The organism is Streptomyces sp. DH12, assembly GCF_020873895.1.
Lineage (GTDB): Bacteria > Actinomycetota > Actinomycetes > Streptomycetales > Streptomycetaceae > Streptomyces.
In genome coordinates this window covers 1-497 of the sequence record NZ_JAHWGT010000741.1, presented here as the reverse complement: position 1 = coordinate 497, position 497 = coordinate 1, and the positions used below count along the sequence as shown (strand labels likewise).

Annotated in this window: 1 protein-coding gene; it reads left to right on the top strand. The window is 72.2% G+C overall.

Annotation, left to right across the window (positions count from 1 at the left end):
* Positions 1 to 273 precede the first annotated feature (273 nt).
* Positions 274 to 497, top strand: a 224-nt coding sequence (locus tag LPA54_RS36820; protein WP_228984841.1) for a TSUP family transporter, incomplete at its 3' end; no start/stop codon positions are given.

Here is a 497-nt window from a genome sequence, read left to right as displayed (position 1 = left end):
CCCAGCACGCCGAGCCGCCGGGCGAGACGTACGCCCGCGAGGCCGGAGCCGATCACCACCACACGCTCGTTCGAGGTCATGTCCCGAGCCTGCGGGGCGGGTGTTTCCCGGTGGCATCCCTTCTGTTTCCCGCGCGGAACGCTGCCCTCAGCGGCCGGGGGCGCGGGGTGTGAGGCTTCCCGAGGCGGTCGTGGGGCGGGTGTGAGGAGGCCAACCTCAACAAACGCTCATCTTGATGGACGCACCATCTACCGCCTTCATAGGCTCGCGGCCATGCCCGACATATCGCTGACCACGGTCGTCCTGCTCTGCCTGGCCGCGCTCGCCGCCGGCTGGATCGACGCCGTGGTGGGCGGGGGCGGTCTGCTGCTCCTCCCCGCCCTGCTGCTCGGCCTGCCCGCCGGCACCCCCGCCGCGCACGCGCTGGGCACCAACAAGCCGGTCGCGATAGAAGGCACCACGGACGCGGCGGTGACGTACGCGCGCAAGGCGCCGGT